Here is a 14,629-nt window from a genome sequence, read left to right as displayed (position 1 = left end):
GACGGCCGACCGACTGACCCCTCCCCCGCCGTCCCCTCCTACGCGCCGCAGGCGCAGGCCTTCACGCGCCGGAAGCCCTCACTTGCCGGAAGCCTTCGCCGCCTTCGCCGCCGCCTTCATCTCCTGCTTGTGCGCCCGTACCTTCACCAGCGACTCCGGTCCCGTGATGTCCGCGACCGAGCGGAAGGACTTCTCCTCGCCGTACGCACCGGCCGCCTCGCGCCAGCCCTTCGGGCGTACGCCGAGCTGTTTGCCCAGCAGGGCGAGGAAGATCTGCGCCTTCTGGGCGCCGAAGCCGGGCAGCTCCTTGAGACGGCGGAGGAGTTCCTCGCCGGTCTTCACGCCCTCCCAGACCTTCGCCGCGTCCCCTTCGTAGTGCTCGACGAGGTACTGGCACAGCTGCTGGATCCGCTTCGCCATCGAGCCCGGGTAGCGGTGCACGGCCGGCTTCTCGGACAGCAGCGCCGCGAAGGCCTCGGGGTCGTGCGCCGCGATCTCGTGCGCGTCGAGATCGTCCGTGCCGAGGCGCTGCGCGATCGTGTACGGGCCCGCGAAGGCCCACTCCATCGGAACCTGCTGGTCGAGGAGCATGCCGACGAGCGCGGCGAGCGGGCTGCGGCCGAGCAGTTCGTCGGCCTCGGGCTGCTGGGCTAGATGAAGCGTGACGTCCATGCTCCGATCATCGCAAGCGAGCGCTCGGGCCGCGCGTCATCGCAGCGGGTGCCAATTGGGTGCCAACTGGGTGCCCTGTGGCCGCTCAGGCCGCGCGCCAGTACCCCAGCGCGGTCACCCGCTGTTTCGGCAGCGCCAGTTCCTTGCGGAAGTAGGCGGCCAGCGCCCGCGTCGTCGCCGTGTCGCAGGCGATCCAGACGTACGGGTCGGCCGCGTCCTTCAGAAGTTCCGGCACGGCCTCCTTCACCTGGGCCACCAGGTGCGCGCCCTTGTCGAGCCGGGGGACCGTACGGACGTCGTGGTGGTCGGGGTCCGCCTGGAGTGGCAGGCCGTCCAGGCCCTCCGCCGACTCGAACCAGATCGTCGTGGGCGCCGAACCCACCGCGCCCAGGAGGGAGTTGAGGGCGGGGAGGGAGGCCGTGTCCCCGATCGCCAGTACGTGGGACGGGGCCGGGTCCGGGTCCGTGAACCCCGTGCCCTGGACCGTCGCCTCGATGGTGTCCCCCGGCCTCGCGGCCCGCGCCCAGTCGCTCGCGCACCCCTCGTGCAGCGCGAACTCCAGGCTGAAGGTGCCCGCGGCCGGATCGGGATCCACGAGTGTGTACGCCCGCTGATGCGGCTTGCCCGCGTTGTCGAACCACAGCCGCACCCACATCGTCGGGTGCACCCCGGTCGCCGCGAGCATGCCGCCGTCGGTGAGGCACACCCGGCGGTAGTGCTCGGTGACGTCCTCCGCTCCCGTGACCGTGAACACGAAGTCCTTGCCCCGGAACAGTTTGAGGACCGCGCCCTCCCAGCCGTGACCCTGCCCCATGACGTCTTCACCCTTCACGTACGATTCCGGCGCACCTTACTTAGGTGAGCCTAACCTAAACCGCATGGGAGACGCAGGGTGACTGTCGAGATCTACCGCGATGCCTGGGGTGTCCCGCATCTGCGCGCGGGCGACGCGCGTGAACTCGCCCACGCCCAGGGGCTGGCCACCGCCCACGACCGCGCCTGGCAGCTGGAGGTCGAACGGCACCGGGCGCGTGGCACCTCGGCCGCGTTCCTCGGCCCGGACGCGCTCGGCTGGGACCGGTTCGCGAGACAGGCCCGGCTCGACGACACCGGGAGACGCTGCTTCACCGCCCTGGAGAGACGGGACCCCGAGACGGCCGCCTGGGTCCGGGCGTACGTCGACGGGGTCAACCAGGGCCTGCCCGAAGGCGCCCGCCGCGCCCCCGAGTTCACGACCGCCGGTCTCGTCCCCGGCCGCTGGGAACCCTGGACCCCGCTCGGCGTCTGGCTCGCCACACACATCCTCTTCGCCGGGTTCCCGGTCAAGCTGTGGCGCGAGGAGGTCGTACGCCATCTCGGTCCGGACGCGGTCGGCCTCTTCGCAACCGACGGGCCCGGCACCTCCGGCAGCAACGGCTGGCTCGTCACCGGCGAGCGCACCGCCACCGGCGGTCCGGTCATCGCGGGCGACCCCCACCGCTACATCGAGGCCCCCGGCGTCTACCAGCAGATCCGCCTGTCCTGCCCGGAGTTCGACGTCATCGGCCTCGCCGTGCCGGGCGTCCCGGGCATCGCCCACTTCGGCCACACGGGCACGGTCGCCTGGGCGATCACCAACGCGATGGCCGACTACCAGGACCTGTACCGGGAGCGGCTCCGGCGGACCGGAGCCGGAGACGAAGACGGCGTCGGCGTTGGCGTCGGCGTCGGAGCCGGAGCCGGCGACCGGGTGGAGGCCCTCGGCCCGGACGGGGCGTGGCACCCCGCCTCCCGGCACACCGAGGTCATCGAGGTGGCCGACGGCGATCCCGTCGAGGTCGAGGTGATCGAGACCGACCGCGGCCCGGTCGTCATCAACGGCGGCATCTTCAACGGCGGCATCTTCAACGGAGATGCCGACGGCGACGGCGAACCCGACGACTCGGTCGCTCCCCTCAGCCTCCGCCACCCGCCCCGCGTCACCGAGGACCTCGGCTTCTCCTCCCTCCTCCCCCTCCTCCGCGCCCGCCGGGTCGCCGACGTGGACCGCGCGTTCGACGACTGGGCCGAACCCGTCAACGTCGTCCAGGCCGCCGACACCGAGGGCGGCCTCCTGCACCGGGTCGCGGGCAGGGTCCCGGTCCGGAGCGCGGACAACCGCACGCGGATCGTCAACGCCTGGGAGCCCGGGCACGAGTGGCGCGGCTGGTACGCCCCGATGCCGCGCGGCAAGGTCGACGACGGCATCGCGGTGATGGCGAACCAGCGCGGCCCGGCGACCCCGCTCGGCGTCGAGTTCGCCCCGCCCCACCGGGCCACCCGGCTGCGCGCACTCCTCGGCACACGGCGGGACTGGTCCGCCGACGACATGGCCGCCCTCCACATGGACACCCATCTCGCCTCCGCCGCCCCGCTGTTGGACCACCTCGCCGCCCTCGACGACCTCACCCCCGAGGCCGCCTCCCTGCGCGACCGGCTCCTCCACTGGGACCGCCACATGGCCGCCGACAGCACGGAGGCGGCCGCCTACGCGGCGGTCCGGAGCGCGGTCGTACGCCGCCTCGCGGCCCACCCCGCCCTGGCCCGCCTCACCGAAACCCCGCTGTACCCCGAGGTCTTCAGCCCCTGGCTCGCACTCGTCCCGCGCGTGGCCTTCGCCCTCGAAAGCCTGCTCAGGGCCGAGGAGTTGTACGGGATCGACCGTGCCGAGGCCGTCAGGGCGGCCGTGGAGGAGGTGGCCGGGGACCCGCCGAAGGGCACATGGGGCGACACACACCGCCTCGCCCCCTGGCGGGCGTTGCCGGACCCCTCGTACGACGGGACGGAACCCGGGCTCTCCGGCGACCACGACTGCGTGCTGTGCACCTCCGCGGTGCCGGGGCTCACCGACCGGGCCGCTCGGGGTCCCGCCGCCCGCTATGTGTGGGATGTCGCGCGACGCGAGAACAGCCTCTGGGTGGTGCCGTTCGGTGCCTCGGGCGTCCCGGACTCACCGCACCACCGCGATCAACTCCCCTTGTGGGTCGGGGGAGATCTCGTCCCCGTAGTGACCGACTGGACCAAGCTCATGGAGGACAGAACGATGACATCCGAGCCGTACGCAGGGAGCCGGGAGGCCGTCCACGAGCAGGTCGTCGACGGTCTCGGCACGGTCCGCGTCCTGCGCGTGGACCCGGACGCCGACCTGGACGTGCTCCACGCCTGGGTGACGGCCGAGCGCGCCCGGTTCTGGGGCATGGGCGGTTTCGGCAGGGAGCAGGTGCTGGAGACGTACCGGCATCTCGACTCCCTCCACACCCACCACGCCTTCCTGGCCGTCCTGGACGGCAGGCCGGCCGCGCTCTTCCAGACGTACGAGCCGGAGGCCGACCGGGTCAGCGAGTGCTACGAGGTGGAGCCGGGCGACATCGGCGTCCATCTGCTGATCGCGCCCGTCGGCGAGGGCGACGAGCGGCCGGGGTACAGCTCGGCGCTGCTGACCGTGTTCACCGTGTACGTGCTGGGCGTCCTCGCCCGGCGCCGGGTCGTGGTCGAACCCGACATCCGCAACGAGAAGGCGATCACCCGCCTGACCCGCCAGGGATTCGTACTCGGTCCACCGGTCGTGCTCCCGGAGATAGACCTGCCGGAGGTGCACTTGCCGGCGAAGAAGGCCCAACTGGCGTTCCTGACAAGGGAAGCCGCGGGCTTTCAGGGGCGCGACGGGTGACGACTGCCTCGGGGCGGCACCCGGTGTTCCGCGCGTCGCGGTCCGGTTGTCGCATCGCCAACTCCCTTTGGGGCATGGTCGACAGGTGGTCCATGACATCACTCCCGAAGCCCTTGTCGCCCACTACAAGCTGGAGCCCATCCCCAAGGAGGGCGGTCTCTTCGCCCGTACCTGGGCGGGTCCCGAACGGCCCGACGGCCGCCCCGAGGGGTCCGCGATAGTGGTCCTCCTGACCGCGGAACCCGATGACTTCTCGGCGCTCCACCGACTCCCCGCCGACGAGACCTGGCACTTCTACCTGGGGGATCCGCTGGAGATGCTGCTCCTGTCCCCCGACGGCACGTCCCGTACGGTCCTGCTCGGCCCCGACGTGCTCGGCGGCCAGCACCTCCAGTACACCGTGCCCGCACGCACCTGGATGGGCGCGCGCGTCGCGACCGCCACCGGCTGGTCGTTCTTCGGGTGCACGATGGCGCCCGGTTTCACCTACGAGGGGTACGAGCACGGGGACGCGGCGGAACTCACCGCCCGCTACCCGGACCGGGCCGCGCGGATCGCCGCGCTGAGCCGCCCGTGAGCGGCCCGGACGACGGACACCGGGACGGTCACCGCGACGGACTCCGCCGCGGACTTCTCGACGGGCAGGTCGCCCTCGTCACCGGGGCGTCGGGCGGTATCGGGCGGGGCATCGCGCTGCGGTTCGCCGCGGCGGGGGCGGCCGTGGCCGTCCACTTCCGTACGAACGCGGCGGCCGCCCGTGAAGTCGTCGGCCTCATCGAGGACTCGGGCGGACGCGCGGTCGCCCTGCGCGCCGATCTGACCGCCGAGGACGAGTGCCACCGCCTGGTGCGCGAGGCGGCCGACCGGTGCGGCGGCCGGCTGACGGCCCTGGTCAACAACGCGGCCGTACAGCCGGTCCAGGAGCTGCCCGGGATGACGGCGGGGGACTGGCGGGCGGTGGTCGACGCCAATGTGTCGAGCGTGTTCGCGTGCACGCAGGCGGCGGTGGAGGTGATGCGCGACGGGAGGCGGCAGGGCGATCCGAGTGACCTGAGTGACCTGAGTGATCTAGGTGACCCGAGCGACCTGAGCGACCGGCGGGGCTCGTCCGGTGGGCCTGTGGGCAGCATCACGCACATCGCGTCCATCGAGGCCACACACCCCGCTCCCCTGCACGCCCACTACTCCGCGTCCAAGGCGGCCGTCGTCGCGCACGCGCGCTCGGCGGCCCTGGAGTACGGTCCCTACGGAATCCGCGTGAACACCGTCTCGCCCGGGCTGATCGACCGCGCGGGCCTTGCGGAGGCCTGGCCAGACGGCGTACGGCGCTGGCAACAGGCGGTTCCCACCGGGAGGCTGGGGCGTCCCGAGGACGTGGGCGACGCCTGTGTGTTCCTCGCCTCGCCGATGGCCTCCTGGATCACCGGGCACGACCTGGTCGTGGACGGCGGGGTGTCGGCGCGGCCGACGTGGTGAACGCGGGTGCGGGGGCCTGGGCCGGTGTCGAGGCGGGCGTGGTCGGCCGGTGCGGGCGCGGGCCGAGTTGAACCAGGTGTCGCGTACATCCGTACTCTCACCTAGGCCGCGGCCGGGGACAACGGCAGCCAACCGCAGCCACAGACGTACACGTACATGGACGTGCAGTGCGAGCAGGACGAGCAGCAGGGAGAGGCGACGTGGGCCGAGTGCGCCGCATACACCGAGTGCTACGGGTACTACGGGTGTCGGCGCCACGCCGGGCAGCGGCCCTCGTCGCCCTGCTGGGCGCGCTGTTCCTGCTGGGCGGTGCGGGCCCGGTGTCCGCCCACTCGGCCGTGCGGGAAACGAGCCCCGGCGAGGGAACCGTCCTCAAGTCCGCGCCGGAGCAGGTCACCATGACCTTCACCGAGTCGGTCGGCATCACCGACGACTCGCTGCGCGTCCTCAGCCCCGAGAACCGCCGGGTGAACGCGGGCGACACCGAGCACGTGTCCGGCCGGTCCGACACCGTCCGGGTGCCGCTCGACGACGGCCTGGCCGACGGTACGTACACCGTGGCCTGGCGGGTTGTCTCGGCGGACAGCCACCCCATCTCCGGCGCCTTCACCTTCTCCATCGGCAAACCGTCCGAGACCACGGCTTCCGTCTCCGCCGAGCCGGCCGTGAACCCCGCCTCGGGCGCGCTCTACGACATCGCCCGCTATGCCGCGTACGCCGCCGTCGCCCTGCTCATCGGCGCGGTCACCTTCGTCCTGGTCTGCCGCCCGCCCTCCGCCGAGCCGCTGCGCGGACTCGTCCGGGCCGGCTGGTGGGTCCTCGTCGCCTCGACGGCCGCGCTCCTCCTGATACGCGGCCCGTACGAGCGCGGCACCGGCCCCTCCACCCTCCTCGACCCCGAACTCATCGAGAACACCCTGACCAGCAGGCCGGGCTGGGCCCTGCTGGCCCGGCTCGTGCTGCTGGCGGGGGCGGCGGTCTACCTCGTACGGGTCGTGCCGGTCGTGCCGGTCGTGCCGGTCGTCCGGGGCGCGTCAGAGACGGAGAGCTCGGAGACGGAGAGCCTGGAGGCGGCGGGCACGGAGACGCACGGCACGGAAAAAGAAGAAGTGCGGCCGAAGCCGGTCGTGGTCGCGGTCGGCGGGCTTCTCGCCGTCGGTCTGGCGGTCACCTGGGCCGCCGCCGAGCACGCGTCCGCCGGGATCCAGGTCCCCCTGGCGATGACCTCCTCCGTGCTGCACCTGCTGGCGATGGCGGTCTGGCTGGGCGGACTCGCGGCGCTCCTCACCACGCTCCACCGCTCGGAGGCGCTGCTCTCGGCGGCCTCCGTGGCACGTTTCTCGCGCCTCGCGTTCGCCTCGGTCACCGTCCTCGTGCTGACCGGCGTCTACCAGTCGTGGCGGGGGCTCGGCTCGTGGGACGCGCTGTTCGACACGTCGTACGGCCAGATCCTGGTCGCCAAGGTCTGCGCGGTGGTCCTGTTGCTGGCGGCGGCGGGTTTCTCGCGCCGCTGGACGGGCCGGCTGACCGACGCGGAGGAGCCGTTGCGGGTCCCGGTGCTGGAGACGGTGGGGGCGCGTGCGGGTGCGGGCGGGGGTGTGGACTCCGACGCCGGGGCCGGCAGCTCCGGCCGGGACGCCGGGGAGCCCACGTCGGCCGCCGCCGGCGACGGGTCCGAGGAGAAGCCGGAAAACGAGTCCGAGCAGGCATCGGCACCCGGCACCCGCCGCGGTGCCCTGCGCCGCTCGGTCCTGGCCGAGGTCGTCGTGGGCGTGGTCGTGCTGGTCATCACGACGGTTCTCACCGGTACGCAGCCGGGGCGCGCCGAGATCGAGACGGCGGCGGCCGAGGAGACCGCGGCGGCCGGTCAGCGGACCGCGTCGACGACGCTGATCCCCTTCGACGTCGGCACCCCGGGCGGCCACGGCAAGGTCCAGATCGTCCTGGAACCGGGCCGCGTCGGCGAGAACACGGTCGAGGCGGTCATCATCGGCCCCGACGGAGGCATCGCCACGGTCCCCGAGATCCGCCTCTCCTTCACCCTCGCGTCCCAGAAGATCGGCCCCATCGACGCCGGACTCACCAACAAGGGCGGCTACTGGGGCACTTCGTCCCTCAACCTCCCCATCCCCGGCACCTGGACGATGAAGGTCACCATCCGCACCTCGGACATCGACCAGGTGTCGGAGACGCGCCGGGTGAAGATCCTCCGCTGACCCCGGTCAGGGCTCCCAGTGCGCGAGTCGGCGGAGGGCCGCGGCGGTGCGTACGAACTCGTCCTCGCCGAGAAGAGCCCGCATCTCGCCGTTGAAGCGGTCGATCTCGGGCTGGGCGGCCCGGAGCGCGTCGGCCCCCTCGGACGTCAACTCCAGTGTCACGGCCCGGTGTTCGCGCGGGTGCGCCTGCTTGGTGACGAGACCGGCCGTGGTGAGCCGGGTGACGAGCGCGGTGACGGCGGACTCGCGCAGCCCCAGTGTGCGGGCCAACTCCCGCTGGGTGACGCCGGGTTGCTCGCGCATGGCGAACAGCGCGCCGAGCTGCGCCGTGGTGATCCCGGCGGCGGCCAGACAGCGCCGGTCCGCGGTCGTACGCAACTGGTGGGCCGCTCGCTGGAGATGGAAGAAGAGGCGCGGGTCGGGGATGTCCCCGGGGTCGGGGCCGGGCTCGGACATGGGGAGATCTTGACAGATCCGACTGCTGCGCGGGATTCTCACTTCACTAGTGAAGTGAGATGAAGTGAAGCAGGGCGAGGTGCAGTGTGAGTGACATCCCGGATCTGGCGGCTGCCCAGAAGGTGCTGGCGGCCCAGCCCTTCAGCAACCTGGTCGGTGCCCGCCTGGTGTCCTTCGGGGAGGGCGAGGCGACGCTCGAACTGGACATCCGCGACGACCTGCGCCAGCAGTACGGCTTCCTGCACGGCGGTGTGCTCGGTTACGCCGCGGACAACGCGCTGACCTTCGCCGCGGGTGCGGCCACCCACTCCCGGCTGATCACCGCCGGCTTCACCATCGACTATCTGCGCCCGGCCGAGGGCGTACTGCTGCGGGCCCACGCGCGGGTCGTCCGGGTCGGCCGCACCCGAGTCGTCTGCCGCTGCGACCTGTCCACCGTGGACGACGGGGGCACCGAGAGCCTGTGTGCCGTGGCCCAGGGCACGATCGCGGTACTGGACTCCTCGGAGCAGGAGCAGTCGCAGGAGCAGTCGCAGGAGCAGTCGCAGGAGTCGGAGGAAGGCGCGTTCAGGAGTCGAGCCTGAGGACGACGTACCCCTCGGTCGTGCCGACGAGCGAGTAACTGGCGTCGGGGTGGAGCTGCCGCGCCCGTGCCTCGATGTCGCGGATCCGGTCGTCGGGGTTCTGCAGGGCGATGTATTCGGGGGTGATTCCGCGGGTGTCCCCCACCCACAGGACACGGCAGCGTGAGGTGAGGCGGCTGCTGGGGCGGATGTCGGCCTCGACGGTCGCGCCGTCCGGGATCCGGTCCAGGAGACGCTCGACCGCGGTGACGCGCGCGGGCTTGCGGTAGGCGGCGGGCTCGGCCAGCACGGACATCGGGAGCGTGGTCGTCAGCGAGAGCGCGGCCGCGGCGACGGCCGCGGGCAAATGGTGCGCGTACGTACGCAGCCAGGGCCGCGGGCTGTACCGGGCACCGGCGAGGGCGTCGACGAGGGTGAGTGCGACGACGGGCATCAGGACCGCGCTGTAGTGCCAGTCGGTCCCCCAGTAGTGGTCGTCGGAGGAGAGGAACCGCCACCCGAGCGTGGGCAGCGCGACGACGGACAGCGTGGAGCGCAGCGCAAGCAGCCCGGTGGTCGGCACCAACAGCCAGGCGAGGGTGCGGAGTTTGGTGCCCGTACCGTCCAGGAGGGTCGAGCCGCCGTCGACCTTGGTCCAGTAGTCGTAACCGCCGGCCGTGTTGAAGGCGGGGATGACGACGACGAGTACGACCAGGGTGGCGGCGATGCCCAGGGCGGCCACGGCGACGGCGTACAGCATCGTGCGCCGGGAGTCGCGCCGGCACCGCAGGGCGACGACGAGGGCGATGGCCGCCACCGTCACCCCGAGGTCCTCCTTGACCAGTACCAGCGGCAGCGCCCACAGCAGTGCCGCGCGCCACCGCCGGGCCAGGATCGCCTCAAGACTGAAGGCGATCAGGGGTACCGCGAAGCAGATCTCGTGGAAGTCGAAGTCGACGGCACGCTGGATGCCCCAGGACAGGCCGTACGCGAGGCCGATCGCCAGCCCGCGCGGACGCCCCAGCAACCGGGCAGCCGCACGGGTCACCGGTACGGCCGACAGCGCGAACAGCGCGGCCTGCGCGACGAGCAGGGTGACAGGGGAGGGGAAGACCCGGTAGACGGGGGCGAGGAGGGCGGTCACCGGGCTGAAGTGGTCGCCCAGGACATTGGCCCCGGGCCCCTTCAGATCGACGACGGGCGCCTGGAGGTGCGCGTACGCGCGGACGGCCTGCTCGAAGATGCCGAGGTCCCAGGAACGGGTGGCCAGGTGCCGGTAGCGGGCGAGGGAGAGAGCCGTGTAGGCGGCGAAGAGGGCGACCGCGAGGAGATACGGGTCGTACCGGCCGGCCGGGCCGGTTCGGCGGGGGCGCCGGTCGCGCGGCGGGAGCGCGACCGGCCCGGGTATCGCGGACCCGGGTGAGGCCCGCATCGGTACCGGCACTTGTACCGGTGTCCGGGCCGGTATTCGTATCGGCGGAGATGTCGGTGACGTCTGCGCGGCCCGGGTGTCCTGTGGCGGGCCGGGGAGAGCCTTGGTCACGAGCGGTCCTTACGAGCCGTCGGCGCACCGGGCAACCAGGAAGTCATCGGTCGGATGCCGATGTCGGCGCTGAGCTTCCGAGGGACTGGGATTCCGAGGGATTGGGCTTCCGAGGGACTGGGCGTCCGAGGGACTGGGCGTCCGAGGGACTGGAATGGAGACCAGAGCATGACACGACCCTCGATCCCCACGCGATGGCCGCCCGCGTTCCCGCAGTTCAGGGGCTGTGGATGAGACGGGATCCGAAGGCACGGCCTCGCTGGAGGCGGACGGGCAGGGAAGGTGGTGCGGCGTACGCCGACGGGCAAGGCAGTCTCTCGGTGGCACCGGGTGGTGCGGACTGGCGCCATCCGGTGCCACGCGGAGCCATTTCCAGCCCTTAGGGGCGCGTCAGCTCTCCTGGTGCCACAGTCGCTCAACAGGTGCCACTGTGTTTTCGCAGGTCAGGTGGATTGCTTTGGCTGTCGATCGCGAGATGTCGCCTCGTGGCTTGCGCGTGGCGCCATTGTGGTGCCATCATGGCGTCATGGACCTCACCCCGTATGTCGACAGCCTCCGCCGCGAGCTCGCGGTGGCCGCCGAAGCCGGTGGCGACGAAGCCCGCGAGCTGGCGGAGAGGCTGACGGCTCCCCTGGAGTCGGCGACCCGGCTGATCATGCTCAACGTGCTCTCCGCCGCGACGGACGAGATCACCCGTGAACTCGCCCCCGGCTCGGTCGACGTACGGCTGCGCGGGCTCGACCCCGACTTCGTGGTGACACCGCCGCCCACCGACGGCGGCGCCTCCGCGGCGCCGGCCGAGTCCGTCGAACCGCTCAGGGCCTCGGCCCCGGCCGACGGCGACGAGGGCGGCACCGCCCGCGTCAACCTGCGTATGCCGGCCCACCTCAAGGCCCGGGCCGAGGAGGCCGCGACCCGCGAGGGCCTGTCGGTCAACGCGTGGCTGGTGCGCGCCGTGTCGGCCGCGGTCGACGGCGGCACCCGGCCGCGTACGACGGAGAAGACCCAGACCATCGGGCAGAGCATCACGGGCTGGGTGCGCTAGCCCGGGCCCGCGTCACTTCACTCGCGTCACTTCGCTCGCACCACTTCACCCACACCACGTCCCACCAGCGGGGACGGCCCAAGGACTCAAGAGGACGGGACAGCCATGCCTTCTTTCGAAACTCCCGAACCGATCTCGGTCACCGCCTACGTGTACGCCGGTTCCATCCGGTTCACCGCGGGCGACCGCCTCGACACCGTCGTCGACGTGCAGCCCCGCGACCCGAAGAAGGACCTGGACGTACGGACGGCCGACCAGACCGAGGTCTCCTACGCGAGCGGTACCCTGACCGTCACCACGCCCAAGGCCAATCTCCTCGGGCGCGGCGGCACGGTCGACGTGTCGGTGGAGCTGCCCACGGGCTCGAACGTCGACATGACCGGCGCCGGGACCCAGATGATCGGCGAGGGCCGGCTCGGCGAGGTCCGCGTGAAGATCTCGGCGGGTGACGCCCGCCTCGACACCACCGGCCCGCTGCAGCTGAAGGCCTCACACGGTTCGAGCACCGTCGACCGGGTCGAGGGCATGGCCGAGATCACCACAAGCACCGGCAACGTGCGCGTCGGCATCGTCGACGGCCCCGCCGTCCTGAAGAACTCGCACGGCAGCACGACCGTCGGCGCCGTGACCGGCGAGCTGCGGATGAGCGGTGCCAACGGTGCCATTGACGTCGCGCGCGCCGAGGCGTCGGTCGTCGGCACCACGACCAACGGCTCCCTTCGCGTCGCCGAAGTCGCCCGCGGCAACGTCCAGTTGGAGACCTCCAACGGTGCCATCGAGGTCGGTATCCGCGAGGGCACGGCCGCCTGGCTCGACGTCAGCTCCAACCGCGGGCACGTACGCAACACGCTTGCCGCGTCCGAGGCCCCGGAGCAGACCGAGGAGACCGTCAAGGTCCGCGCACGGTCCAACTGGGGAAACATCGACGTCCTCCGCGCCAAGGCCTGAGCGCTCTCGCACCGCACCGCCCTCGCCTCGCACCGCCCTGCCGCGCCTGGCCCCGCTCTGCCCGCGCCACCCCGCCTCGTCCCGCCGCGCCTCAGCCAGCCTCATCTCTTCTGATTCCCCCAGCCCCTTCAGCCTTCTAACAGGAGGGCTCCATGCCTTCATCTGTCATGCCCACGTCCAGGCAAGGTGACGGTCACCCGTCCCCGGCCGCCGTCTCCACCGTCGGTCTGCGCAAGTCGTTCGGCGACAAGACCGTCCTCGACGGCATCGATCTGCGCATCCCGGCAGGGTCCGTGTTCGCCCTGCTCGGCCCGAACGGCGCCGGCAAGACCACCGCCGTGAAGATCCTCTCCACGCTTATCTCCGCCGACGGCGGTCAGGCGCAGGTCGCGGGCCACGACGTCACCACGTCACCGGACGGGGTGCGGGCGGCGATCGGTGTCACCGGCCAGTTCTCCGCGGTGGACGGCCTGATCACCGGGGAGGAGAACATGCTCCTCATGGCGGACCTGCACCACCTGTCCAAGCAGGAGGGACGCAGGGTCACCGCCGAACTCCTGGAACGCTTCGACCTGGTGGAAGCCGCGAAGAAGCCCGCCTCCACCTACTCCGGCGGCATGAAACGCCGCCTGGACATCGCCATGACCCTGGTCGGCAACCCGAGAATCATCTTCCTCGACGAACCCACCACCGGCCTGGACCCCCGCTCCCGCCACAACATGTGGCAGATCATCCGCGAACTCGTCACCGGCGGAGTGACCGTCTTCCTCACCACCCAGTACCTGGAAGAGGCCGACGAACTCGCCGACCGCATCGCCGTCCTCAACGACGGCAGGATCGCCGCCGAAGGCACCGCCGACGAACTCAAGCGCCTCATCCCCGGCGGACACGTACGACTGCGCTTCGACGACCCGGACACGTACCAGACCGCCGCCCTCGCGATAAGCGAGGCCACCCGGAACGACGAGGCACTGTCCCTCCAGATCCCCAGCGACGGAAGCCAGCGCGAACTGCGCTCCATCCTCGACTGGCTCGACGCGGCCGGCATCGAGGCCGACGAACTCACCGTGCACACCCCCGACCTCGACGACGTGTTCTTCGCCCTGACAGGCAGCACCCAGGTGCCCGCCCAGCCCAGCCGTCCCGCTCAGCCCAGCCAGCCCAAGGAGGATGTCCGATGAGCTCCCTCGCCCTCGCCGTGCGCGACTCGTCCACGATGCTGCGCCGCAACCTCCTGCATGTGCGGCGCTACCCGTCCCTCACCCTGAACCTGCTGCTCACGCCGGTCGTACTGCTGTTGCTCTTCGTCTACATCTTCGGCGACGTGATGAGCGCGGGCATCGGTGGCGGCGGCGGTCCGGACCGCTCGGCATACGTCGCGTACCTCGTGCCGGGTCTGCTGCTGATGACGATCGGCGGAACCACGATCGGCACCGCGGTGTCCGTATCCATGGATATGACCGAGGGCATCATCGCCCGCTTCCGCACGATGGCGATCCACCGCCCTTCGGTACTCGTCGGACACGTCGTGGGCAGCGTGCTGCAGTGCGTGATGAGCGTGGTCCTCGTCGGGGCCGTCGCGGTGGCCATCGGCTTCCGGTCCACGGATGCCACGGTGCTGGAGTGGCTGGCGGCGTTCGGACTGCTCGTGCTGTTCGCCCTGGCGCTCACCTGGATCGCGGTCGGCATGGGCCTGGTCAGCCCGAACCCCGAGGCGGCCAGCAACAACGCGATGCCGCTGATCTTCCTGCCCTTCATCTCCAGCGCCTTCGTCCCGGTCGACGCGATGCCGGGCTGGTTCCAGCCGATCGCCGAGTACCAGCCGTTCACGCCCGCCATCGAGACCCTGCGGGGCCTGCTGCTCGGCACCGAGATCGGCCACAACGGCTGGCTCGCCCTCGCCTGGTCCCTGGCGCTGACCGTACTGGGCTACTTCTGGTCGAAGGCATCGTTCAACCGCGACCCGAAGTAACTGCCAACTGCCAACTGCCAACTGCCACGACAGGGCGGGCTGGACGAGGT

Annotated in this window: 13 protein-coding genes; 9 read left to right on the top strand and 4 right to left on the bottom strand. The window is 71.5% G+C overall.

Annotation, left to right across the window (positions count from 1 at the left end):
- Positions 1 to 78: 78 nt before the first annotated feature.
- Both ACZ5VQ_RS11070 and ACZ5VQ_RS11065 read right to left on the bottom strand, forming a co-directional pair.
- Positions 79 to 672, bottom strand: a complete 594-nt coding sequence (locus ACZ5VQ_RS11070) for an HhH-GPD-type base excision DNA repair protein (RefSeq protein WP_469104654.1) — start codon at positions 670 to 672, stop codon at positions 79 to 81.
- 85 nt (positions 673 to 757) lie between these two features.
- Entirely contained in the window at positions 758 to 1,486 is a 729-nt protein-coding gene (locus tag ACZ5VQ_RS11065; protein ID WP_469105001.1) for a siderophore-interacting protein, read from the bottom strand.
- 78 nt (positions 1,487 to 1,564) lie between these two features.
- Between ACZ5VQ_RS11065 and ACZ5VQ_RS11060 the strand changes: the two genes are divergently transcribed.
- The 4 genes from ACZ5VQ_RS11060 (at position 1,565) to ACZ5VQ_RS11045 (ending at position 8,052) form a co-directional block, all read left to right on the top strand.
- Complete coding sequence (locus tag ACZ5VQ_RS11060; protein ID WP_469104653.1) at positions 1,565 to 4,360, top strand: GNAT family N-acetyltransferase; 2,796 nt, start codon at positions 1,565 to 1,567, stop codon at positions 4,358 to 4,360.
- A 97-nt stretch (positions 4,361 to 4,457) separates the two neighbouring features.
- A complete protein-coding gene (locus ACZ5VQ_RS11055; protein WP_362071908.1) occupies positions 4,458 to 4,937 on the top strand; it encodes a cupin domain-containing protein in 480 nt (159 codons plus the stop codon).
- Complete coding sequence (locus tag ACZ5VQ_RS11050) at positions 4,934 to 5,836, top strand: SDR family NAD(P)-dependent oxidoreductase (protein WP_469104652.1); 903 nt, start codon at positions 4,934 to 4,936, stop codon at positions 5,834 to 5,836. Before ACZ5VQ_RS11055 ends, ACZ5VQ_RS11050 begins: the two co-directional genes overlap by 4 nt.
- A gap of 245 nt (positions 5,837 to 6,081) precedes the next feature.
- Positions 6,082 to 8,052: a copper resistance CopC/CopD family protein gene (locus ACZ5VQ_RS11045; RefSeq protein WP_469104651.1), complete on the top strand. Its 1,971-nt coding sequence runs from the start codon at positions 6,082 to 6,084 to the stop codon at positions 8,050 to 8,052.
- Positions 8,053 to 8,058: 6 nt separating this feature from the next.
- Here the strand turns inward: ACZ5VQ_RS11045 and ACZ5VQ_RS11040 are convergent, their stop codons facing one another.
- Positions 8,059 to 8,508, bottom strand: coding sequence for a MarR family winged helix-turn-helix transcriptional regulator (locus tag ACZ5VQ_RS11040; protein WP_469104650.1), 450 nt, complete (start codon positions 8,506 to 8,508; stop codon positions 8,059 to 8,061).
- Between the two features lie 86 nt (positions 8,509 to 8,594).
- On the opposite strand from ACZ5VQ_RS11040, the gene ACZ5VQ_RS11035 reads away from it, so the two are divergent.
- A complete protein-coding gene (locus tag ACZ5VQ_RS11035; protein ID WP_469104649.1) occupies positions 8,595 to 9,092 on the top strand; it encodes a PaaI family thioesterase in 498 nt (165 codons plus the stop codon).
- Here the strand turns inward: ACZ5VQ_RS11035 and ACZ5VQ_RS11030 are convergent.
- A complete protein-coding gene (locus ACZ5VQ_RS11030; RefSeq protein ID WP_469104648.1) occupies positions 9,076 to 10,503 on the bottom strand; it encodes a DUF2079 domain-containing protein in 1,428 nt (475 codons plus the stop codon). The two genes, ACZ5VQ_RS11035 and ACZ5VQ_RS11030, sit on opposite strands and share 17 nt — an antisense overlap.
- A 637-nt stretch (positions 10,504 to 11,140) precedes the next feature.
- On the opposite strand from ACZ5VQ_RS11030, the gene ACZ5VQ_RS11025 reads away from it, so the two are divergent.
- From ACZ5VQ_RS11025 to ACZ5VQ_RS11010, 4 genes are all read left to right on the top strand, one after another.
- Positions 11,141 to 11,659 (top strand): toxin-antitoxin system HicB family antitoxin, encoded by a 519-nt coding sequence (locus tag ACZ5VQ_RS11025; RefSeq protein WP_469104647.1) that lies wholly within the window; start codon positions 11,141 to 11,143, stop codon positions 11,657 to 11,659.
- A gap of 105 nt (positions 11,660 to 11,764) precedes the next feature.
- Complete coding sequence (locus ACZ5VQ_RS11020) at positions 11,765 to 12,607, top strand: DUF4097 family beta strand repeat-containing protein (protein WP_469104646.1); 843 nt, start codon at positions 11,765 to 11,767, stop codon at positions 12,605 to 12,607.
- A 152-nt stretch (positions 12,608 to 12,759) separates the two neighbouring features.
- A complete protein-coding gene (locus ACZ5VQ_RS11015) occupies positions 12,760 to 13,788 on the top strand; it encodes an ATP-binding cassette domain-containing protein (RefSeq protein WP_469104645.1) in 1,029 nt (342 codons plus the stop codon).
- Positions 13,785 to 14,579 carry an ABC transporter permease gene (locus ACZ5VQ_RS11010; RefSeq protein WP_469104644.1) on the top strand — a complete coding sequence of 265 codons (795 nt, stop codon included), beginning with the start codon at positions 13,785 to 13,787 and terminating at the stop codon, positions 14,577 to 14,579. Before ACZ5VQ_RS11015 ends, ACZ5VQ_RS11010 begins: the two co-directional genes overlap by 4 nt.
- Positions 14,580 to 14,629 lie beyond the last annotated feature (50 nt).

The sequence above is a fragment of the Streptomyces sp. NPDC033178 genome, from assembly GCF_055577685.1.
Note: the sequence above shows the minus strand (reverse complement) of the source record. Positions and strands in the feature narration are given on the sequence as shown.

What these genes read in the sequence shown, in the direction of transcription:
- ACZ5VQ_RS11070 (WP_469104654.1), bottom strand. Translation starts at nt 672, where the DNA reads ATGGACGTCACGCTTCATCTAGCCCAGCAGCCCGAGGCCGACGAACTG.
- ACZ5VQ_RS11065 (WP_469105001.1), bottom strand. Translation starts at nt 1,486, where the DNA reads ATGGGGCAGGGTCACGGCTGGGAGGGCGCGGTCCTCAAACTGTTCCGG.
- ACZ5VQ_RS11040 (WP_469104650.1), bottom strand. Translation starts at nt 8,508, where the DNA reads ATGTCCGAGCCCGGCCCCGACCCCGGGGACATCCCCGACCCGCGCCTC.
- ACZ5VQ_RS11030 (WP_469104648.1), bottom strand. Translation starts at nt 10,503, where the DNA reads ATGCGGGCCTCACCCGGGTCCGCGATACCCGGGCCGGTCGCGCTCCCG.
- ACZ5VQ_RS11025 (WP_469104647.1), top strand. Translation starts at nt 11,141, where the DNA reads ATGGACCTCACCCCGTATGTCGACAGCCTCCGCCGCGAGCTCGCGGTG.
- ACZ5VQ_RS11020 (WP_469104646.1), top strand. Translation starts at nt 11,765, where the DNA reads ATGCCTTCTTTCGAAACTCCCGAACCGATCTCGGTCACCGCCTACGTG.
- ACZ5VQ_RS11015 (WP_469104645.1), top strand. Translation starts at nt 12,760, where the DNA reads ATGCCTTCATCTGTCATGCCCACGTCCAGGCAAGGTGACGGTCACCCG.
- ACZ5VQ_RS11010 (WP_469104644.1), top strand. Translation starts at nt 13,785, where the DNA reads ATGAGCTCCCTCGCCCTCGCCGTGCGCGACTCGTCCACGATGCTGCGC.